The 18,789-nt window shown below is 71.0% G+C and carries 20 protein-coding genes and 2 pseudogenes; 10 read left to right on the top strand and 12 right to left on the bottom strand.

The window, feature by feature from the left end:
* Window position 1: 1 nt before the first annotated feature.
* Window positions 2-181: pseudogene (locus tag EAO75_RS48520) on the top strand (protein kinase domain-containing protein); the annotation flags it as partial.
* A gap of 110 nt (window positions 182-291) precedes the next feature.
* Here the strand turns inward: EAO75_RS48520 and EAO75_RS10605 are convergent.
* From EAO75_RS10605 to EAO75_RS10595, 3 genes and pseudogenes are all read right to left on the bottom strand, one after another.
* A pseudogene (locus EAO75_RS10605) lies at window positions 292-1,076 on the bottom strand (serine/threonine-protein kinase); the annotation flags it as partial.
* A 78-nt stretch (window positions 1,077-1,154) separates the two neighbouring features.
* Window positions 1,155-1,613 (bottom strand): MarR family winged helix-turn-helix transcriptional regulator, encoded by a 459-nt coding sequence (locus tag EAO75_RS10600; protein ID WP_147994814.1) that lies wholly within the window; start codon window positions 1,611-1,613, stop codon window positions 1,155-1,157.
* Window positions 1,610-2,245: a type 1 glutamine amidotransferase family protein gene (locus tag EAO75_RS10595; protein ID WP_147994813.1), complete on the bottom strand. Its 636-nt coding sequence runs from the start codon at window positions 2,243-2,245 to the stop codon at window positions 1,610-1,612. Before EAO75_RS10595 ends, EAO75_RS10600 begins: the two co-directional genes overlap by 4 nt.
* A gap of 170 nt (window positions 2,246-2,415) precedes the next feature.
* Between EAO75_RS10595 and EAO75_RS10590 the strand changes: the two genes are divergently transcribed.
* From EAO75_RS10590 to EAO75_RS10575, 4 genes are all read left to right on the top strand, one after another.
* A complete protein-coding gene (locus EAO75_RS10590) occupies window positions 2,416-3,771 on the top strand; it encodes an aspartate aminotransferase family protein (protein ID WP_147994812.1) in 1,356 nt (451 codons plus the stop codon).
* 143 nt (window positions 3,772-3,914) lie between these two features.
* Window positions 3,915-4,616, top strand: a complete 702-nt coding sequence (locus EAO75_RS10585) for a GntR family transcriptional regulator (protein ID WP_147994811.1) — start codon at window positions 3,915-3,917, stop codon at window positions 4,614-4,616.
* Complete coding sequence (locus tag EAO75_RS10580; RefSeq protein WP_147994810.1) at window positions 4,613-7,072, top strand: dolichyl-phosphate beta-glucosyltransferase; 2,460 nt, start codon at window positions 4,613-4,615, stop codon at window positions 7,070-7,072. Before EAO75_RS10585 ends, EAO75_RS10580 begins: the two co-directional genes overlap by 4 nt.
* Before the next feature lie 108 nt (window positions 7,073-7,180).
* Complete coding sequence (locus EAO75_RS10575) at window positions 7,181-7,831, top strand: hypothetical protein (RefSeq protein WP_147994809.1); 651 nt, start codon at window positions 7,181-7,183, stop codon at window positions 7,829-7,831.
* 3 nt (window positions 7,832-7,834) lie between these two features.
* Here the strand turns inward: EAO75_RS10575 and EAO75_RS10570 are convergent, their stop codons facing one another.
* The 5 genes from EAO75_RS10570 to EAO75_RS10550 all read right to left on the bottom strand — a co-directional run bounded on the left by EAO75_RS10570 (window position 7,835) and on the right by EAO75_RS10550 (window position 10,256).
* Window positions 7,835-8,131: a DUF3303 family protein gene (locus EAO75_RS10570; protein WP_147994808.1), complete on the bottom strand. Its 297-nt coding sequence runs from the start codon at window positions 8,129-8,131 to the stop codon at window positions 7,835-7,837.
* 135 nt (window positions 8,132-8,266) lie between these two features.
* Window positions 8,267-8,710, bottom strand: coding sequence for a hypothetical protein (locus EAO75_RS10565; protein ID WP_147994807.1), 444 nt, complete (start codon window positions 8,708-8,710; stop codon window positions 8,267-8,269).
* The gene (locus EAO75_RS10560) at window positions 8,707-8,973 is read right to left on the bottom strand and encodes a hypothetical protein (protein ID WP_261989235.1); all 267 of its coding nucleotides are present in this window, start codon (window positions 8,971-8,973) and stop codon (window positions 8,707-8,709) included. The genes EAO75_RS10565 and EAO75_RS10560 overlap by 4 nt, the downstream gene beginning before the upstream one ends.
* A 28-nt stretch (window positions 8,974-9,001) precedes the next feature.
* A complete protein-coding gene (locus EAO75_RS10555; protein ID WP_147994805.1) occupies window positions 9,002-9,634 on the bottom strand; it encodes a hypothetical protein in 633 nt (210 codons plus the stop codon).
* A gap of 226 nt (window positions 9,635-9,860) precedes the next feature.
* Window positions 9,861-10,256 (bottom strand): hypothetical protein, encoded by a 396-nt coding sequence (locus EAO75_RS10550; protein ID WP_147994804.1) that lies wholly within the window; start codon window positions 10,254-10,256, stop codon window positions 9,861-9,863.
* A gap of 116 nt (window positions 10,257-10,372) precedes the next feature.
* On the opposite strand from EAO75_RS10550, the gene EAO75_RS10545 reads away from it, so the two are divergent.
* Both EAO75_RS10545 and EAO75_RS10540 read left to right on the top strand, forming a co-directional pair.
* Window positions 10,373-11,218, top strand: coding sequence for a helix-turn-helix transcriptional regulator (locus tag EAO75_RS10545; RefSeq protein WP_410092226.1), 846 nt, complete (start codon window positions 10,373-10,375; stop codon window positions 11,216-11,218).
* The gene (locus EAO75_RS10540; protein WP_147994803.1) at window positions 11,215-11,469 is read left to right on the top strand and encodes a DUF397 domain-containing protein; all 255 of its coding nucleotides are present in this window, start codon (window positions 11,215-11,217) and stop codon (window positions 11,467-11,469) included. Before EAO75_RS10545 ends, EAO75_RS10540 begins: the two co-directional genes overlap by 4 nt.
* Here the strand turns inward: EAO75_RS10540 and EAO75_RS10535 are convergent.
* On the bottom strand, window positions 11,453-12,736 hold the full coding sequence (locus tag EAO75_RS10535; protein WP_147994802.1) for an adenylosuccinate synthase: 1,284 nt from the start codon (window positions 12,734-12,736) through the stop codon (window positions 11,453-11,455). The genes EAO75_RS10540 and EAO75_RS10535 overlap by 17 nt on opposite strands.
* Window positions 12,737-12,931: 195 nt before the next feature.
* Between EAO75_RS10535 and EAO75_RS10530 the strand changes: the two genes are divergently transcribed.
* A complete protein-coding gene (locus EAO75_RS10530) occupies window positions 12,932-13,789 on the top strand; it encodes a diacylglycerol kinase family protein (protein ID WP_147994801.1) in 858 nt (285 codons plus the stop codon).
* Window positions 13,790-13,814: 25 nt separating this feature from the next.
* Here the strand turns inward: EAO75_RS10530 and EAO75_RS10525 are convergent, their stop codons facing one another.
* Window positions 13,815-14,324, bottom strand: a complete 510-nt coding sequence (locus EAO75_RS10525) for a GbsR/MarR family transcriptional regulator (protein WP_410092225.1) — start codon at window positions 14,322-14,324, stop codon at window positions 13,815-13,817.
* A gap of 114 nt (window positions 14,325-14,438) precedes the next feature.
* On the opposite strand from EAO75_RS10525, the gene EAO75_RS10520 reads away from it, so the two are divergent.
* Together EAO75_RS10520 and EAO75_RS10515 are read left to right on the top strand one after the other, a co-directional pair.
* Window positions 14,439-15,359: an ABC transporter ATP-binding protein gene (locus EAO75_RS10520; RefSeq protein WP_147994800.1), complete on the top strand. Its 921-nt coding sequence runs from the start codon at window positions 14,439-14,441 to the stop codon at window positions 15,357-15,359.
* On the top strand, window positions 15,356-16,960 hold the full coding sequence (locus EAO75_RS10515) for an ABC transporter permease (protein ID WP_147994799.1): 1,605 nt from the start codon (window positions 15,356-15,358) through the stop codon (window positions 16,958-16,960). The genes EAO75_RS10520 and EAO75_RS10515 overlap by 4 nt, the downstream gene beginning before the upstream one ends.
* 122 nt (window positions 16,961-17,082) lie before the next feature.
* Here EAO75_RS10515 and EAO75_RS10505 read toward each other — a convergent pair whose 3' ends face one another.
* Together EAO75_RS10505 and EAO75_RS10500 are read right to left on the bottom strand one after the other, a co-directional pair.
* Window positions 17,083-18,303: a cytochrome P450 gene (locus tag EAO75_RS10505; RefSeq protein WP_147994798.1), complete on the bottom strand. Its 1,221-nt coding sequence runs from the start codon at window positions 18,301-18,303 to the stop codon at window positions 17,083-17,085.
* A 41-nt stretch (window positions 18,304-18,344) separates the two neighbouring features.
* Window positions 18,345-18,779 carry a VOC family protein gene (locus tag EAO75_RS10500; RefSeq protein WP_147994797.1) on the bottom strand — a complete coding sequence of 145 codons (435 nt, stop codon included), beginning with the start codon at window positions 18,777-18,779 and terminating at the stop codon, window positions 18,345-18,347.
* Window positions 18,780-18,789 lie beyond the last annotated feature (10 nt).

Raw genomic sequence — 18,789 nt, 5'->3', positions numbered from 1 at the left:
GGTGCCCTGGGTCGCCACCGGGTATGTCGCCGGTCCCAGCCTCCAGCAGGTGGTCGGGCGCGATCACGGGGCGCTGCCCGAGCGTTCGGTACGGATCCTGGCGGCGGGGCTCGCGCACGCGCTGAAGGACATCCACGCCGCCGGGATCGTGCACCGGGATCTGAAACCGTCCAACGTCCTGGTCACCATCGACGGGCCCCGCGTCATCGACTTCGGGATCGCCCGCGCGCTGGAGTCGGTGGGCGAGAGCGGGCTCACCCGCACCGGCGCGCTCATCGGGTCGCCGGGGCCCGGCACACCGGGATCCGCGGGGCTCTCCCCCGCCGGGTCGCCGTCGTGGTCCGGGCTCTGCGCTCCCGCTCCGCCGACCGGGTCCTCCGCGTCCAGCAGGCGCACCGCGTGCCGCCCGAGCTGCGCCACCAGCGCGCTCGGCAGCCAGGGATCACGGGAGCGCCCGCCCGAGACGGTGTCCTCGGCACCCGTGCGCTCCAGGATCCGGTCGAGGGTCGGCCGGGCACCGGGGTCCTTGCGCACCCCGGCGACCCGATGAGCGCGCCGGTGCGGGTGAGCCCGCTCTCGCCCACCGACTCCAGCGCGCGGGCGATCCCGAAGTCGATGACGCGGGGCCCGTCGATGGTGACCAGGACGTTGGACGGTTTCAGATCCCGGTGCACGATCCCGGCGGCGTGGATGTCCTTCAGCGCGTGCGCGAGCCCCGCCGCCAGGATCCGTACCGAACGCTCGGGCAGCGCCCCGTGATCGCGCCCGACCACCTGCTGGAGGCTGGGACCGGCGACATACCCGGTGGCGACCCAGGGCACCTCGGCCTCGGTGTCCGCGTCGAGCACCGGTGCGGTCCAGAACCCGCCGACCTGCCGCGCGGCCTGCACCTCCTGCCGGAACCGGGCCCGGAACTCCTCCTGCGCGGCCAGCTCCCGCCGTACGAGCTTCACGGCGACGGTACGGCCGCGCTCCGACCGGGCCAGATAGACGTCCCCCATGCCGCCCGCGCCCAGCCGCGCCAGCAGCCGGTACACCCCGATCCGCTGTGGATCCCCGGGCCCCAGCTTCTCCATCGCACGCCCCCAACCCGCCCCCGCCTATGCGTCGGCCCCACGATAGTGCGGCATATGGGGAGGTGAGCGGGCCGGTGTCTACGGTTCCGTAACAGGACCGGCGATCTGGTCGAGCACCTTCGACAACCGTTCCAGAACCCTTACCGCATCGACGAGTTCCGCCTCCCCGAAAGCCTCCGCCAGGCGGTCCGCGAATTCCGCGTGGCCGGGGTCGATCCGGGAGATCGCCGCCCGCCCCTGCGCGGTGGGCGCGAGGAGCTTGGCGCGGCGGTGGGCCGGGTTGGGCCGGTACTCCGCGAGCCCCTTGTCCACCAGCAGATCGGCGATGCGCTGCACGCTCTGCCGGGTGATGCCCATGGCGCGGGCGACACCGGCGACGGGCAGGGGTTCGCCGAGCACCGCGCCCAGCACCTGCCACCAGGCCGCCGTCAGCCCGGACGGCCGGGCCAGTTCCTCGGCGACCCCGAGGAACTGGCCGTTGAGCTTGAAGACGCCGAGCGCGCTGCGGCTGAGCAGATCCTGACGTTCCCGGCTCACAGCACGCCGGCCTTCTCCAGCACGGCGTACGCGGTGGGGTCGGAGTCGTGGAACAGGCGGTACCAGGCGTCGACGGCCTCGTCTTCGTACACGTGCAGCAGCCGCAGGATCTCCCGCGCGAAGGCGACGGGTTCGGTGGGTCCGGCCGTGACGAGCCCGCCGTCGGTGACGGCGTCGGCCTCGACGTACCGCTCGCCGCCGCCGTACCCGGTCGCGGCCAGGTAGAAGGAGACCGCGCTGGTGTGGTCCCGGTCGTCGAGCAGACCTTCGCGCGCCACACCGGCCGTCGCCCCGCAGATCGCGGCGACGGGCACGCCGGCGTCGAGGAACTCCCGCGCCTTGCGGGCGAAGGGGGCGAGTTCGTCGCCCGCGTCCCACAGGTCGGCGCCCGGAAGGATCAGCAGGGAGGCGTCGGCCGGCCGTACGTCGTCCAGGGCCAGGTCGGGCTGGATGCGCAGACCGCCGACGGTCGTGACGGGCTCGCGGGTCGGGCCGACGGTGCGGATCTCGTACCCGGCCCGGGCCAGCTGGGCGGTGGCGTGGCCGGGCTCCCAGTCGGCGAGGGTGTCGTAGACGGCGAGATACACGGGCCTGCGGGGCTCGTGGGTGGTGGTGCCGGTGCTGTCGCTCATGGCTCCTCCTGGAGACTTCGTCACCTCTAAGATGACAGCATCCTGGCATCTAGACAGCAAGCTGTCAATCGCGGGGCTGCGGCAGCCGTCGACAACCTGTCGCGGAAACCCCCGGACCGCAGACAGGACGCCGATATCCCGTCCGGGGCGCCGATCCCTACGCTCGGCGCATGACCCCTCAGCCAAATCCCGAGGTCGGCGCCGCCGTGAAGGCCGCGGACCGTGCGCATGTGTTCCACTCCTGGTCCGCGCAGGAGCTCATCGACCCGCTCGCCGTCGCCGGTGCGGAGGGGTCGTACTTCTGGGACTACGACGGCAAGCGGTACCTCGACTTCACCAGCGGGCTCGTCTACACCAACATCGGCTACCAGCACCCGAAGGTCGTCGCCGCGATCCAGGAGCAGGCCGCGCGGATGACGACCTTCGCGCCGGCGTTCGCGGTCGAGGCCCGCTCGGAGGCGGCCCGGCTGATCGCCGAGCGGACGCCGGGCGACCTCGACAAGATCTTCTTCACCAACGGCGGCGCGGACGCGGTGGAGCACGCCGTGCGCATGGCCCGGCTGCACACGGGCCGCGCGAAGGTGCTCTCGGCGTACCGCTCGTACCACGGCGGCACCCAGCAGGCCGTGAACCTCACCGGCGACCCGCGCCGCTGGGCCTCCGACAGCGCCGCGGCGGGCGTGGTCCACTTCTGGGCGCCCTTCCTCTACCGCTCCCGCTTCTACGCCGAGACCGAGGAGCAGGAGTGCGCGCGGGCACTGGAGCACCTGGAGACGACGATCGCCTTCGAGGGGCCGTCGACGGTCGCCGCGATCGTCCTGGAGACGGTTCCCGGGACGGCCGGGATCATGGTCCCGCCGCCCGGCTATCTCGCCGGCGTCCGCGAGCTCTGCGACAAGTACGGGATCGTGTTCATCCTGGACGAGGTCATGGCGGGGTTCGGGCGGACCGGTGAGTGGTTCGCGGCGGACCTCTTCGACGTGACCCCGGACCTGATGACCTTCGCCAAGGGCGTGAACTCCGGCTATGTGCCGCTGGGCGGGGTGGCCATCTCCGGGGCCATCGCCGAGACGTTCGCGAAGCGGCCCTATCCCGGCGGTCTGACGTACTCGGGCCATCCGCTGGCCTGCGCGGCCGCCGTCGCGACGATCAACGTCATGGCGGAGGAGGGCGTCGTCGACAACGCCGCCCGGCTGGGCGCGGAGGTGGTGGGACCGGCGCTGCGTGAGCTGGCGGAGCGGCATCCGTGCGTCGGCGAGGTGCGGGGCGTGGGCATGTTCTGGGCCCTCGAACTCGTGAAGAACCGCGAGACCCGCGAACCGCTGGTGCCCTACAACGCGGCCGGTACGGCGAACGCCCCGATGGCGGCGTTCGGCGCCGCCGCGAAGGCCGGGGGCCTGTGGCCGTTCATGAACATGAACCGCACGCATGTCGTGCCGCCGTGCAACGTGACCGAGGCGGAGCTGAAGGAAGGGCTGGCGGCGCTGGACGCGGCGCTGACCGTGGCGGACGAGTACACGCGGTAACCCCCTGCGACGCGGCCCCTTCGAGACGAGGAAGATCGTGGCCGGCGCAGAAACGTCGCCCGGAACCCGAACGCGTAAGGTGGCGTGCTCGTAGACATATACGTGCACGCCACCTCATCGCGACGACGGGAGACGCCCCGACCATGCCCGGCACCGGCGGCAACGGCTCCGTGACGCGAAGTACCCTGCGCCAGCAGATCGCGGACGCACTCCGGGACGAGGTACTGGCCGGGCGACTCCAGGCAGGCCGCGAGTTCACCGTCAAGGAGATCGCCGAGCAGTACGGCGTCTCCGCGACCCCCGTACGCGAGGCACTCGTCGACCTCTCCGCACAGGGCCTGCTGGAGGCCGACCAGCACCGGGGCTTCCGCGTCCACGAGTACTCGGTCGAGGACTACCGCGGCATCGTCGAGGCCCGCGGCCTGGTCACCAACGGCATGTTCCAGGTCCTGGCCACCGACCGCTCCAGCCACCGCGACCCCGACAACCCCCGCGTCGCCGCCGCCGTCGCCGGGGTACGCCGCCGCGCCGAGGAGGCCCAGCGCGCCGCCACCGCCGGCGACCTCACCGTCCTCATCGGCTACGACCTGCGCTTCTGGCGCGAGCTCGGCGCCCTCTTCGGCAACCCCTACCTCGCCGACTTCCTGCACCGGCTGCGCGTGCAGTCCTGGGTCTGCGCGGTCCAGCACCTGCGCCGCCTGGACGATCTGCGCGGCCACCTGTGGTCCCGGCACACCGACCTGGTCGACGCCCTGATGCAGCGCGACCTGCCCACCGCCCGCCAGATCATCGCCGCCCACGACACGGACTCGGTCGCCCTGATCGAGCGACTGGCGGCCGAGTGAGCCAAGAGCGGGAGCCGACGAAAACCCCCGCCCCGCCCGAGGTCCCCGACCTCTCCGTCGTCGTCCCCGCCTACAACGAACAACACCGGCTGGCCCCCACCCTCGACGCGCTCACCGACTACCTGTCCGCCGACGAAGCCCGCTGGGGCTCCTGGGAGGTCGTCGTCTCCGACGACGGTTCCACCGATGCCACCGGCGATCTCGTCACCGCCCGCCAGGACCCCCGGATCCAGCTGGTCACCGGCCCCCGCAACCGCGGCAAGGGCCACGCCCTGCGCCTCGGTGTCGCCGCCTCCCGCGGGCGCCGTGTGCTGGTCACCGACGCCGACCTCGCCACGCCGATCGAGGAGCTGGAGCAGCTCGACAAGGCGCTCGGCGAGGGCAACTGCGCGGCGATCGGCTCCCGTTCGGTCCCCGGCGCCACTATCGGCGCCCGCCAGCACCGGGTGCGCGAACTCCTCGGCCGCGCGGGCAACGTACTCATCCGCCGTACCGCCCTGCCCGGCATCCACGACACCCAGTGCGGCTTCAAGCTCTTCGACGGCGACCGCGCCCGCGAGGCCTACGCCGCCTCCCGCGTCAACGGCTGGGGCATAGACGTCGAGGTGTTACGGCATCTGCGCCGGGCCGGCCTGACCGTCGCCGAGGTCCCGGTCCGCTGGTCCCACCGGCCCGGCTCGAAGGTCGGCCCCGCCGACTACGCCCGCTCCCTCACCGAGCTCGTCCGGATCGCCGCCCGCTCCCTGCGCCCCGCCGACGTCTTCGCCGCCCTCCTCTTCCTGCTGATGTCGGTGGCCCTGTACTCCGGCCGTTTCTTCGCCCCGGCCCACCGCTATCTCCCCGACTCGATGCGCGACCAGAACCAGTGGGAGTGGTTCTTCGCGGTCACGGCCGACAACGTCGCCCACTTCCGAAACCCCCTCTTCACCGACCTCCAGGGCTTCCCCGACGGCGTGAACCTCATGGCCAACACGGTCATGCTCGGCTTGTCCGTCCCCCTCACGCCCCTCACTCTGGCCGCCGGCCCCGCGGTCACCCTCAGCCTGGTCATGACGCTGGGCCTCGCCGCGACCGCGGCCGCCTGGTACTGGCTGATCGTCAAGTACGTCGTACGCGGCCGGATCGCGGCCTTCCTCGGCGCGTCGCTGGCCGCCTTCGCCCCGCCGATGGTCAGCCACGCCCACGCGCACCCGAACTTCGTGGTGCTGTTCATGATCCCGCTGATCATCGACCGCGCCCTGCGTCTGTGCACGGGCACCCGGGTCGTACGGGACGGGGTCGTCCTGGGCCTGATGGCGGCCTACCAGGTCTTCCTCGGCGAGGAGCCGTTGCTGCTGGCGGCGCTGGGCATGCTGCTGTTCGCCGCCGCCTACGCCGTCGTACGCCGGGATGCGGCACGGGACTCCTGGCGGCCGCTCCTCCGGGGCATCCTCATCGGCGCCTCGGTCTGCCTGCCGATCGTGGTGTATCCGCTCGTCTGGCAGTTCGCCGGGCCGCAGAGCTACACGGACATCGAGCACAACCCCCGCTCCTTCAACAGCCCCCTCGCCCTGCTCTCCTTCGCCGAGCGCTCCTGGCTCGCGGGCGACGCGGAGACGGCGAACGCGCTGGCCTTCAACACCACCGAACAGAACGCCTTCTACGGCTGGCCGCTGGTCCTGCTCGCCTTCGCGATCGTCGTACGACTGTGGGCGCGGCCCCAGGTCAAGGCGCTGGCGTTCACGGCGGTGGCCGCAGCCTTCCTGTCCCTGGGGCGGGAGCTGCGCATCCCGCTCACCGGCGTCACCCTGCCCGGCCCCTGGAAACTCCTCGCCGACAGGCCGCTGTTCGAGGCGGTCATCGAGAGCCGGGTCGCGATGATCTGCGCGCCCGCGCTGGGCATGCTGCTCGCCGTCGCCGTGGACCGGCTGCTGACGGCCCGCCCCCTGGGGACGCGCTGGGTCGGCCTGTTGGGTGTGGGCCTCGCGTTGCTCCCCCTGGTCCCGGCCCCGCTCAGGGCCGTCGACCGGATCGACGTGCCCGCCTTCATCGCGGACGGCACCTGGACGTCGTACGTCCGCGAGGGCGAGTCACTCGTGCCGGTGCCGTTGCCCGACCCCGGCGACGCGGAGGCGCTGCACTGGCAGACCGAGGCCGGGCTCGCCTTCAGGCTGCCCGGCGGCTACTTCAACGGCCCCTACGGCGACGAACGCGTCGGCATCTACGGCGCCGAGCCCCGCTTCACCTCCAACCTGCTGCGTGACGTGCGCAACTCGGGGGACGTCCCGCCGGTCAACGACTCATGGCGGGAGCAGGCCCGGGCGGACCTGGCGTACTGGAGGGCGGGCGTACTCGTGCTCGCTCCGCAGCCGAACGCCGGCGCGCTGCGTGAGACCGTGGAAAAACTGGTGGGCGGCCCCGGTAGGTGGGTCGACGGCGTGTGGGTATGGGACCTGCACCAGCGGGGACCTGCATGAGGGGGTCCGCCCCCGAGCCGCAGCGATTACCCTTCCCTGACCACTGTGCTACGCGTGAGCCACGCCCCACGACCGCCCTGTGACGACTGCTGTGTGAGGAGCCCTCTTTTGGCCTGTGACCTGTGGCTGGTACCGCTCGTCGATGTGTTGTGCCACACCCCCGACAACCCGTTCGCCGAGGAACTCGCGGAATACAACAAGGTGCTCGCCGAGGCCGGGCTGCCGCCGGTGCCGGTGTACCAGTACATGCCGGGCCTGTCCGGAGACGTCGCCCCGGTCGCCGGCTTCGACTACGACGCCCTGCACTTCCTGCGCCGCGCGTATCTGCTCCAGGTCTGCGGGCTCGCGGTCACCCCGGTCGACGAACTGGGCGGTGACTACGAGCAGCTCCTGGAGATGTTCGATTCGACGGCCCAGCAGTCGCACCTGGTCTGGCACTACGACCACGCGGGCGCCTACGTCCCCGTGGACTTCCCGAGCCCGCTCTCCAGCGACGAACTCCTCGCGGGCGGCGGCCCGCTGGGCTCCGCACAGGCGCTCCTGCGCGAGCTGGAGTTCGTGGCCCCGGTGATCGGCATCGACCCGGCCAACCCGCCGACGGCTCCCCAACCCCCGCTCACGCCCACGGCCCTGGAGGAACCGGCCGTCCCCGCCCCCTACGACCCGAGCCCCTTCGCCCGCGAACGGCACGTGTGGCTGGGCCTGCACGCGGCGGCGACGCGGAGCCTGGCGCAGGGTTCGATGATCGTCTTCAGCTGACCGTCAGCCGGCCTGCAGCTGGGACAGCCCCTTCTGCAGGTCCTCCGCGTTCATCACCGGCGTGTAGTCCACCACGGCGCCGAACTTCTGGAAGAGCTGTTCGGTGAGCACCGGCATCTGGGCGCTGTCCTGCATGTCAAAGACCAGGAAGCACGAGCGGACCCCGTTGTCGGGGCCGAAGTAGGCGGCCTCCGGCTTGAAGGCGTCCACGATCTCCTTCATCACCTGGGGCATCTTGCCGCTGCGGATGATGTCGTTCGTCTTCTCGGTGTCGAAATGGGCCTGGAGCAGTACGCGCATGAGACACGTTCCTTCTGGTCGCCGCTGAGTCGTACGGCCTCAAGGTATGGGCGGTATGCGCGCTTCGCTCGCTGAGTGCTCCATCCGGGCGGGAGGAGGGAGGGCACCCGTAGGACGCCCTCCCTCCGGTGCACGTCAGTTCTGCTCGACGATGCGGATGGTGCGGATGCCTGTGCCCCGGTAGCGGGTCGGCGTCCTGGTCAGGACCGGACGTCCGCGCGGCCACTCGACGGTGGGCAGGGCGAGATGCAGCACCTGCGCGCCGCTCCAGTCCGGCTCGTCCTTGCCCTCGTCGCCGACACCGGCCGTCCGCAGGCGCTTGCCCACGGCGGCAGCGGCCGAGAAGTCGAGCCCCTCGACATTGACCGACGGCAACGCGCCCAGGTGCTCGGCGACTCCGGCCCGCTCACGCTCTGCGGCGGCGAGACTGAGGGCCGGGATGTAGACCCGCAACGCGGGATCCTTCTCGGCCTCGACGACCAGCCGCGAGGCCATGCTGTTCCCCGCGCCGAGGGCGAGCGCGGCCGTGTCGTCGAAGATGACGGCGCGCGGCAGCGGGTACTGCTTCTCCCGCGTCACTGGACCTCCCCGATCCGCCCGGCTTCGAGGTCGGCCCACAGCTTCTCGCCCGCCCTCTCGTCCTCCTCGGTGTACGGCCGCCCCAGGAAGTGCTCCTCGACGTACGCCTTGGTCTCCTCGTACCGCTTCCGCAGCTCTTCCTTGGTGGGCGTGGCCCCGGCCAGCTCCGCCACGAAATCCCGCATGCTCATCCCGCGCTCGCGGGCCAGTTCCTGCAGGCGGTCGCGGACAGCGGGGTCGACCTTGATCGTGGTGTCAGCCATGAGGAGAGTATACCGACGGTATACCACCTCAGGCCGCTCCAGTACGACGGTCATCGAACACGCTCCATTTCTCTCGAAGGAACCGCCAGGCGAGGCCGCCCGGCTTTCCGAAATCAACCTCAACAGCCGTGACAGGCAAGGCTGTTGGCGCCGCCGGAGGGCGCATCCCACTCCGCAGCCGGCCCTCGGCATGGCCGTACGCCGAGCCCACCCACCGGGGCCGGCCCCAGGTCACCGCGGCCCGCACCTGGGCGCTACTGGCCCCCCGCCGCCACCACTCCTCCACCAGCGGCGCGAGCCGCACCGCCTCGGCGGCATCGAGGGTGAAGCGCCGGTCGTAGTCCCCGAAGGACAGGAGCAGACGCACGGCTTCGGCGGTGCGCGCGCCCGGCGACGCCCTCCGGCCGCCGACTTTTTTGGTTTCACCCGTTCGTGGCACGGCTTCGTACGGGGCGTCGAACACCTCGTAAACGACGGAGAGTTGGCCCGACGCCGAGTCCTGGCACCCCTCCCGCACAACCCGCCGCAGATACCGCCGTTCCTCCAGCTCACGCAGGGCGGCAGCGATCCGCCCCCGCCCCTCGCCGCGCGGCACGGCAAGCGCGCGCAGGGTGACGCGGGTGCGGTTCGGGAGGGCCAGCAAGTACGTCAGTACGCTCACCGCGCACCAGGAGATGCTCCGGTCGCGGAGAAGGGCGGCAGAGAAGCCTGAAAAGACGCGCGCAGGCGTCATACGATGAGAACGCATCCGGAGGTGTTGCTCCTGGTGTCGAGCCCCCGGGTGTTGGCGCACCGCGGGGGCATTTCTTGTTGGCGTGACTCTAAGGCCACACAAAGCGACGATTGCAAGTCGAAACCGCCTTTTCCCAGGCGGAAGTTCGCGTTCTTCACTCCTGCGAGTGAAGTGCGGTGCACAGCAGCAGCGCGTGGACGAGGCGGTCGGGGGCCGTGGGGCGGTAGCGCCAACTCAAAGGCCAGGTCAGGCCATTGAGAGCGGGCACCGGGATGAACGAGACATGACCCGGGCCGGCGATGAAGCGGGTGACTCCGTCGGGCCAGGCGCGGTGGGACGTACTGCCGACCGGCACGAGGAAATACACCCCGCGCCGCCCCGTCGCCGTCTCGACGATCGGCCCCGGATCACCTCCGGTCATGCGGGCGAGCCAGTCGGCGACATCCCGGCCCCCCTCGCCGTCGACTCTGATCGCGTCGAACTGGACGCCGGCCTTGCGGAGTTGAATGCCGGTGGCCGGGAGCCAGGTCAGGTCACTTTGCGTATTCACGGGGTCAGTTTGCGTGTGCGGGTCTAGCTTGATCCATGACTCTGCGTCGTCGGTTGAACACGGTTGAGTGGCCGCGTTCGCGAGTTGTGACCGGTTGAGTTCGGTTGAGTTCGGAGGTGACCGCGATGGCGCGGGCGGAGAACAAGACGGAGGCAGGCGGTACGGCCCATTTGGTCGCCGCCCTGGCGAAGGCGTTGCGGGAGCAACACGGGCTGACTCAGCCGCAGTTGGGGGACAGGCTCGGGTACACGGCAGCGGCGGTCAGCGCGATGGAGACGTGTGCGCAGCCCGCGAGCGATCAGATGCTGGTGAAGCTGGAGGAGGCGATCGGGGGTGGGCTGGGGGTATTCCAGCAGGCGCGCAAGTGGATGCTGTTGGAGAAGTACCCGGCTCGGTTCCGGGGGTTCTCGGAGCTGGAGGCGGGGGCGCTCACGCTGTGCTCGTACCAGACGTTGATCGTCGACGGTCTGTTTCAGACCGAGGATTACGCGCGGGCGCTGATCGGTGGAAGCTATCCGCCAGTGTCAGAGCAGAGGCGCGAGGAGCTTGTCGAGGCCCGGCTGGCTCGCCGGGCGCTCTTCGACCGGAATCCGTCCCCGCTGCTCGAGCTGATCCTCGAAGAGAGCGTACTGCGGCGACCGTTCGGCAGCTGGGAGATCATGCGCGGACAGCTGCGCTCACTCGCCGATAACGCCCAGCGGGACAATGTCTTCGTGCAGGTGCTGCCACTGGACCGTGGGCTGCGGGGAACGTACGCGGGCGATCGCGGCGCCATGCAGCTCGTAGAGACCAAGGACCACGAGCACGTCGTCTACATGGAGATCGAGGACCAGGGCATCCTGATCAACGATCCGGCGGAGGTATCCCAACTCTCGCACCGCTATGCGAGGATCCGTGCACAGGCCCTGAGTCCCGACGAATCACTGGCCTTCATCGAGCGGTTGGCAGGAGAGGATCGATGACCGGCACCGGAAGCCTTCGCTGGTTCAAGTCGAGCTACAGCGACGGGGGCGGCGGCGACTGCGTCGAAGTCGCCTACGCCTGGCGCAAGTCGTCGTACAGCGACGGCGGCGGCGGTCAGTGTGTCGAGGTCGCCCCCTGCCCCCACACCCCCACCATCCACATCCGCGACTCCAAAAACCCCGACGGCCCAAACCTCACCGTTTCCGGCAAGGCCTGGGCCGCCTTCATAGGTCCTACAGGAACGAGTTGATCTCGATCGTCTCGTCCCGGCCCGGGCCCACGCCGATCGCGGAGATCGGGGCGCCGGACATCTCCTCCAGCGCCTTGACGTAGTTCTGGGCGTTCTTCGGCAGGTCGGAGAACGACTTGGCCGACGTGATGTCCTCGGACCAGCCCGGGAGGGACTCGTAGACCGGCTTCGCGTGGTGGAAGTCGGACTGCGAGTAGGGGAGTTCCTCCACGCGCTTGCCGTCGATCTCGTACGCCACACAGACCGGGATCTGCTCCCAGCCGGTGAGGACGTCGAGCTTGGTGAGGAAGAAGTCGGTGAGGCCGTTCACGCGGGTCGCGTAGCGGGCGATCACCGCGTCGAACCAGCCGCAGCGACGGTCACGGCCCGTCGTCACGCCCCGCTCGCCGCCGATGCGGCGCAGTGCCTCGCCGTCCTCGTCGAACAGCTCCGTCGGGAACGGGCCGGCGCCGACACGGGTCGTGTACGCCTTGAGGATGCCGATCACCCGGCTGATCTTCGTCGGGCCCACGCCCGCGCCCGTGCAGGCGCCGCCCGCCGTCGGGTTCGAGGAGGTGACGAAGGGATAGGTCCCGTGGTCGATGTCGAGCAGGGTGCCCTGGCCGCCCTCGAAGAGGACCACCTTGTCGTCCTCCAGCGCCTGGTTGAGGACCAGGACCGTGTCGGCGACGAACGGCTTGATCTTCTCGGCGTAGCCGAGCAGCTCCTCGACGACCTGCTCCACGGCGATCGCGCGGCGGTTGTAGAGCTTGGTGAGGACCTGGTTCTTGACGTCGAGGGCGGCTTCGACCTTCTGGGTCAGGATCGACTCGTCGTAGAGGTCCTGGACCCGGATGCCCACGCGGTTGATCTTGTCGGCGTAGGTCGGGCCGATGCCGCGCCCGGTCGTGCCGATCTTCCGCTTGCCGAGGAAGCGTTCCGTCACCTTGTCCACCGTCACGTTGTACGGCGTGATGATGTGCGCGTTTCCGCTGAGGAGGAGCTTGGACGTGTCGACGCCACGCTCGTTCAGACCGCTCAGCTCGGAGAGCAGGACCGACGGGTCGACGACGACGCCGTTGCCGATGACCGGGGTGCATCCCGGCGAGAGGATGCCGGAGGGGAGAAGGTGGAGGGCATACTTCTGGTCGCCGACGACGACCGTGTGGCCGGCATTGTTGCCGCCCTGATAGCGGACCACGTAGTCGACGGATCCGCCGAGCAGGTCCGTGGCCTTCCCTTTACCCTCGTCACCCCACTGAGCACCGAGCAGCACAAGTGCGGGCACGCGCGTACACCCCTTCCGGGCGGGGCATGTCCAAGGTCAGGGGCGCACGCGTAAGGTTCCGCCGCGTGCACCACCACGGACCGCGACCGTCATTGGCCGCGAACCGTCGGACCGGAGGGCCCCGGAATAGACGAAGCCCCTGGCGCAATAGCGCAAGGGGCTCTTGCACAAAGATGCTACCCGAGGAAGCGAGGCATGGCCGAGGTGGCGACTTTCGCGATGTCCGATCAGCTGCTGGTGGTGATCGATCCGATCGCCTTGAGGACCGACGGCGAGTCCGTCAGGATCGCGAAAGACGTACTCAGCGCGGGTGCGGCCACGAAAGTGTGCCTGCCGGAGGACCCGGACGAGTTCGCCCGCGCATTGGCGAAGCGCGGGTCGCGCCGGCCGGTGGTCGTCGGCGACGACGGGGCGCTGCTGCGCACGGTGGCGCTGCTGCACCGGCAGCGGCAGCTGGCCGAATGCGTGCTGTCGGTGGTGCCGGTCGGGGGTGCGCTGTCGCTGGCCGGTTCCCTGGGGGTGCCGACGGGGGCGGTCGCGGCGGCCCGGGCGGTGCTGGACGGGGTGGAGCAGCGGCTGGATCTGCTCGTGGACGACAGCGACGGCGTGGTGCTGGGCGGGCTGCGCATCCCCCCGATACGGGAGCCCGCCGCATCGGCCGATGCGGCGGGGCCGACTGCGGGGCGGCCGCCGTGGCTGCGGACGTGCCAGTCGCTCGTACGGACGCTGGTGCCGCCGCGGGGCCCCTCCCCGGCCGGCGCGTCCGGGCCGTCGCGACTGCGCGTCGAGGTCGACGGGGCGACGCTGGTGGACCTCGACCAGCCGGTGGCGGCGGTGTCGGTGACACCGGGCATCGCGGGCCTGGCCGAGGTGGAGGTGCGACCGGCCTCGGTGGGCGCGGAGGCGTCCCCGCTGCGGGCCGAGGGCCGGACGGTGACCGTGTCGGGGGCGCACTTCCGCTATCGCGCGGACGAGGCGGTCTCCGGGCCGGTGCGCCGGCGGACCTGGACGGTGGGCGAAGGCGCGCTGCGGCTGGTGCTGCCGGGGCGGTGAGGCGGTGGTTCGCGGCGCCGAGGGCCTACGGGGCGCCGCCGCCCTGGCCGAAGGTCCGGTCACGGTGTTCGCGCCAGCGCTCCATCAGCAGGCCGATCTCGCCCTCCAGGTACTCGAAGAACGCGAGCGTCTCGGCGATGCGCTGCCCGCCGGGGGTCGCCGCGCCGAGGCTGTCGACGCCCTCGCGCAGGGTCTGGCCCCAGCGCCTGAGGATGGCGTCGCGATTGGTCAGCGCCTCGTACCACTGGTCGCTGTGCACGCGGTAGCGCTCGCGCCTGGAGCCCGGTTCGCGCTCGCGGGAGACCATGTGGACCTGGGCGAGATAGCGCACCGCGCCGGAGATCGCGGCCGGGCTGACCTGGAGCTGTTCGCCGAGTTCGGCGGAGCTCATGGTGCCGGAGTCGGACGCGAGCAGCGCGGCGAACACGCGCGCCGCCATGCGCTGCATCCCGGCCTCGACGAGCTGCGCCGCGAAGGCCTCCACGAACTTCGACACCGCCTCGGGGTCCCGCCCCGCCTCACTCGGTTCCATCATCCGTAGATCATCTCCCCTGCGTCCGCACAGCTCGCGCGCTGCCCCCGAGTCTATCCGCGATTTATACGCTTCCTTAACTTCACAAATTTCTGAAAGAAGCGTACGTTCTGAACCATGACGAAGGCAATCACCGTCTCCGGACTGCACAAGTCGTTCGGCAAGACGCACGCGCTCGACGGCCTCGACCTGGACGTCGAGACGGGCGAGGTCCACGGCTTCCTCGGCCCCAACGGCGCCGGCAAGTCCACCACCATCCGCGTCCTGCTCGGCCTGCTGCGGGCCGACTCCGGCGGCGTCCAGGTGCTCGGCCGCGACCCCTGGACGGACGCGGTGGAGGTGCACGGCCGGATCGCCTACGTGCCGGGGGACGTGACGCTGTGGCGGAACCTGTCGGGCGGTGAGGTCATCGATCTCTACGGCCGGCTGCGCGGAGGGCTGGATTCCGGCCGCCGCGCCGAGCTGATCGAGCGCTTCGAGCTGGACCCGACGAAGAAGGGCCGCACCTACTCCAAGGGCAACCGGCAGAAGGTCGCCCTCGTCGCCGCGTTCGCCTCGGACGTCGACCTGCTGATCCTGGACGAGCCGACATCGGGCCTGGACCCGCTGATGGAGGAGGTCTTCCAGCGCTGCGTGGAGGAAGAGCGCGACCGGGGCCGGACGGTCCTGCTGTCGTCCCACATCCTCAGCGAGGTCGAGGAGCTCTGCGACCGGGTCAGCATCATCCGCAAGGGCCGTACGGTCGAGAGCGGCTCCCTGGCCGACCTGCGCCACCTGACGCGGACCAGCGTCACGGCCGAGCTGGCCGGTCCGCCCAACGGGCTGTCGCAGCTGCCGGGCGTCCACGACCTCGACGTACAGGGCCATCGCGTGCGCCTTCAGGTCGACACCGACAAGCTCGACGCCGTCCTGCGCTCGCTCAGCGAGTCCGGTGTCCGGTCGCTGACCTCGACTCCGCCGACGCTGGAGGAGCTGTTCCTGCGGCACTACCAGGCGGACATGGGCGAGCGGGCCGACGTGAGCGAGGTGGCCCGATGACCGCCACGGCCTTCGAGGTACGGCCGTCGGGCTCGCGCCAGCTGGCCGGCACCGCAACCCTGCTGCGCTTCGCCCTGCGCCGGGACCGGGTGATGATCCCGGTCTGGGTGGCGGTGAACGCGCTGATGATCCTCTCCATGCCGAACACGCTGGAGAACCTGTACGACTCCCCCGCCGACCGTGCCAACCTCGTGCAGGACACCGCGACCAACGCCTCCTTCCGCGCACTGATCGGCCCGGTCTTCGACGACTCGATCGGCGCCCTGACGGCCTGGCGGGTCGGCGTGTACGCGGGCGCGCTCGCGGCCGTGATGAGCATGCTCCTCGTCGTACGGCACACCCGGGACGAGGAGGAGAGCGGCCGTCAGGAGCTGGTGGCGTCCGGGATGGTGGGCCGCAGGGCCTCGCTGACGGCGGCGCTGCTGACGGCGGCCGTCGCGAACGCGGCACTGGCCCTGCTGGTGACCGCCGGACTGGCCGGCCAGGGCGCCTCGGGGGCGCTGGTGTTCGGCCTCGGGCTCGCCGGGGTCGGCATGGCCTTCGCGACGCTGGCGGCGATCGTCGCCCAGTTCACGGAGAGCGCCCGGCTGGCGCGGGGGCTGATGGCGGGCCTGGTGGGCGCCGCGTTCGCGCTGCGCGCGGCGGGCGACTCGGCGTCGGACGACGGCTCCTCCGCGCTGACGTGGGCCTCACCGCTGGGCTGGCTGGAGAACCTGCGGCCGTTCGCGAGCGAGCGCTGGTGGGTGCTGCTGCTGTTCGCCGGGGCTGTCCTGGTGCAGGGCGTGGTGGCGTACGAACTCGCCGGGCGCCGGGACGTCGGCATGAGCTTCCTGCCCGCCCGACCGGGCCCGGCCGCCGGCCGCCTCGGCACGGCGGGCGCGCTGGCCTGGCGGCTACAGCGCGGCGGCGTGCTCGGCTGGAGCATCGGCTTCTTCCTGGCCGGGGTCATCTACGGCGGGCTGACCGACGGGGTGGCCGACCTGGTCGGCGACAACGACAACGCGCGGGAGATCTTCGAGCGCATGGGCGGCCAGTCTGGGCTGACGGACGCCTTCCTGGGGTCGATGATCGGCATGCTGGGCCTGATCGCGGCCCTGTACGTCGTGGCGTCGGTCCTGCGGCTGCACGGCGAGGAGACCTCGATGCGGGCGGAACCGATCCTGGCGAACGCGGTGGGACGGCTGCGCTGGGCCGCCGGTCACCTCGTGATCGCCTTCGCGGGCTCCGCCCTGATCATGCTCCTGGCCGGCCTGGGCTTCGCCGTCGGCTACGGCAAGGAGATCGGCCCGATCCTGGGCGCCTGCCTCGTGCAGCTCCCGGCGATCTGGGTCATCGGCGGCCTGGCGGTCCTGCTGTACGGCCTCTTCCCAGGCGCGGCGATGGGGGCCTGGGCGGTGGCCGGGGCGGTCCTGCTGATCGGCTGGGTGGGCCCCGCGCTCGACGTCCCGCAGGCGGTGCTGGACCTGTCCCCGTTCGGGCATCTGCCGAAGCTGCCCGGCGGCGGGATGGAGTGGGGGCCCGTGCTGGTCCTGCTGGCGCTGGCGGCGGGGCTGGTGGCCGCAGGCCTCGCGGGGCTGCGCCGGCGGGACATGACGACCTGACCCGGATCAGTCGATGGAGAGCTTCAGTTCCTCCGTGTCGAGCTCGATACCGACCGGGTCGGGGAGAGCGACCTTGCCGCCGAGCTTGACCACATGGATATCCCGATCAGCCGAGCGGGTGATCACGCCACCTCGACGCTCAGCCCCTCCAGGCCCCGGATCACGAAGTTCGGCTTGCGTTCCGGTTCTGACGCCGGGCGGAGGGTCGGGGCCTGCTCCAGGAGCGCCGACATGGACGCCGCCAGTTCGATGCGGGCCAGGGGTGCGCCGATGCAGTAGTGGATGCCCGCGCTGAAGGAGATGTGCGGGTTCTCCGTGCGGGTGAGGTCCAGCCTGTCCGGGGTCTCGAAGACCTCGGGGTCGTGGTTGGCGGAACCGAAGAGCATGGCGATCTCCGCGCCGCGAGGGATCGTCGTGCCGGCGATCTCGATCTCGTCCAGGACCCAGCGTTCGAAGAGCTGGAGCGGGGTGTCGTAGCGCATCAGCTCCTCGATCGCGGACGGGATCAGGGAGTGGTCGGCGCGCAGGGCCGCCAGCTGTCCGGGGTTGCGGAACAGGGCCCACCAGCCGTTGACCGTCGAGTTCACCGTGGCCTCGTGACCGGCGTTGAGGAGCAGGACCGCCGTGGAGATCATCTCCTGCTCGGTGAGCCGGTCGCCCTCGTCGTGGGCGGCGATCAGGCCGGAGATCAGGTCGTCCCCCGGCTCCTTGCGGCGGGTCGCGATCAGTTCCATGAGGTAGTCCGAGAACTCGACCGACGCGCGCACCGCCTTGCGCGCCGTCTCCTGCGACGGGGCCAGCTCGTACATCCCGCAGATGTCCGCCGACCACGGCCGCAGCTGCCCCCGGTCCGCCTCGGGAATGCCCAGCATCTCGGCGATCACCGCGACCGGCAGCGGCTCCGCGACATCCGTCAGCAGGTCACCGCCGCCCGCCTCCACCAGCCCGGACACCAGCTCCCCCGCCAGCTGCCGCACATACGGCTTCAGCTGCTCCACCGTGCGGGGCGTGAACGCCTTCGACACCAGCCGGCGGATCCGCGTGTGGTCCGGCGGCTCCAGGTCGAGCATCCCGTGGTCGTTCAGGACGTGGAACGGCTCCTGCTCCGGCGGGGGCGCCGTCCGCCCGAAGTCCTCGTGGGTGAAACGGTGCTGGTACGTCCGGCCCAGCCTGCGGTCCCGGAGCAGCGCCGAGACGTCCGCGTGGTGCGGGACCAGCCACTGGTTCGTGGGCTCGTAGTAGTGCACGCGGCCACGGGCCCGCAGCTCGGCGTAGGCCGGGTACGGGTCGGCGAGGAAGGCCGGGTCCCACGGGTCGAAGGCGAGGGCAAAGGGGGCTGCCATGTCCGGACGTTAGCCCGGCTCCCCCCGGTCTGACCAGGGGCCTAGGCGGTGCCGAAGTCCGGGAGAGTGACGGAACCGTCCTCGGCGAGCGGGAACCCGGGGTTGTGGGCGACCTCCCAGGCATGGCCGTCGGGATCGGTGAAGGCACTGGAGTAGAAGCCGATCGCGTTGACCGCCGCGGGCTTGGTGACCGTCCCGCCGGCTCCCTCCACCGCCGCGAGGAGCGTGTCCACCTCCGCCTCGGACCGGACGTTGTGCGCGAGGACGATCCCGCCGAACCCGCCCGCCGCCCCGGGCTCCAGACCGCAGTCCCGGGCCAGCTTCTCCCGGCCCCACAGCACCAGCCCCAGGCCGCCCGCCTGGAAGAACACGGTCTCCTCGACCTCCTGCCCACGCCAGCCCAGGGCCTCGTAGAAGGCCTTGGAGCGGGCGAGATCGGAGACTCCCAGCGTGATCAGAGTGATGCGCTGTTCCATGCCCCTCACC

This window comes from Streptomyces sp. UW30 (assembly GCF_008042075.1).
Lineage (GTDB): Bacteria > Actinomycetota > Actinomycetes > Streptomycetales > Streptomycetaceae > Streptomyces.
The sequence above is the reverse complement of the archived record's forward strand: the minus strand, read 5'-3'. Positions and strand labels throughout refer to the sequence as shown.

Excerpts from the sequence above, each read along its gene's own strand:
- EAO75_RS10595 (WP_147994813.1), bottom strand. The coding sequence starts at position 2,245 with ATGAGCGACAGCACCGGCACCACCACCCACGAGCCCCGCAGGCCCGTG.
- EAO75_RS10590 (WP_147994812.1), top strand. The coding sequence starts at position 2,416 with ATGACCCCTCAGCCAAATCCCGAGGTCGGCGCCGCCGTGAAGGCCGCG.
- EAO75_RS10585 (WP_147994811.1), top strand. The coding sequence starts at position 3,915 with ATGCCCGGCACCGGCGGCAACGGCTCCGTGACGCGAAGTACCCTGCGC.
- EAO75_RS10570 (WP_147994808.1), bottom strand. The coding sequence starts at position 8,131 with ATGCGCGTACTGCTCCAGGCCCATTTCGACACCGAGAAGACGAACGAC.
- EAO75_RS10560 (WP_261989235.1), bottom strand. The coding sequence starts at position 8,973 with ATGGCTGACACCACGATCAAGGTCGACCCCGCTGTCCGCGACCGCCTG.
- EAO75_RS10540 (WP_147994803.1), top strand. The coding sequence starts at position 11,215 with ATGACCGGCACCGGAAGCCTTCGCTGGTTCAAGTCGAGCTACAGCGAC.
- EAO75_RS10530 (WP_147994801.1), top strand. The coding sequence starts at position 12,932 with ATGGCCGAGGTGGCGACTTTCGCGATGTCCGATCAGCTGCTGGTGGTG.
- EAO75_RS10525 (WP_410092225.1), bottom strand. The coding sequence starts at position 14,324 with ATGATGGAACCGAGTGAGGCGGGGCGGGACCCCGAGGCGGTGTCGAAG.
- EAO75_RS10520 (WP_147994800.1), top strand. The coding sequence starts at position 14,439 with ATGACGAAGGCAATCACCGTCTCCGGACTGCACAAGTCGTTCGGCAAG.
- EAO75_RS10515 (WP_147994799.1), top strand. The coding sequence starts at position 15,356 with ATGACCGCCACGGCCTTCGAGGTACGGCCGTCGGGCTCGCGCCAGCTG.
- EAO75_RS10505 (WP_147994798.1), bottom strand. The coding sequence starts at position 18,303 with ATGGCAGCCCCCTTTGCCCTCGCCTTCGACCCGTGGGACCCGGCCTTC.
- EAO75_RS10500 (WP_147994797.1), bottom strand. The coding sequence starts at position 18,779 with ATGGAACAGCGCATCACTCTGATCACGCTGGGAGTCTCCGATCTCGCC.